The organism is Cobetia sp. SIMBA_158 (assembly GCF_046566945.1).
In the GTDB taxonomy this organism is placed as follows: domain Bacteria; phylum Pseudomonadota; class Gammaproteobacteria; order Pseudomonadales; family Halomonadaceae; genus Cobetia; species Cobetia amphilecti.
This window is the reverse complement of record NZ_JAWJYL010001252.1, coordinates 1-229: the sequence shown is the minus strand read 5'-3', so window position 1 is coordinate 229 and position 229 is coordinate 1. Positions and strand designations below refer to the sequence as shown.

Below are 229 nucleotides of genomic sequence, written 5' to 3'. Positions count from 1 at the left end.
GTTACATTGCATTTATTCAACATTACTTTGTAAGTGCGTGGGTACCAAAGCAAGACCAAACCAACACCCTTTATAGCTTAATTACAAGCAGTAACGCCGCTATCATTGGTACAAAAGCAGAACCTGTTAATGTTCAAGCCGGTTCAGAGCAAACCATTACTTCTATTTACTACATGGGCCCTAAAGAGTCTGATGTATTAGAAGCGCTTCACCCTGACTTAGACCTAAC

The 229-nt window shown here is 40.6% G+C and carries 1 protein-coding gene; it reads left to right on the top strand.

Going from position 1 to position 229, the window contains the following annotated elements; translation table 11 throughout:
* Window positions 1-229: membrane protein insertase YidC (gene yidC / locus R2R70_RS23730; RefSeq protein WP_410979451.1), on the top strand; the 229-nt coding region annotated here is incomplete at both ends.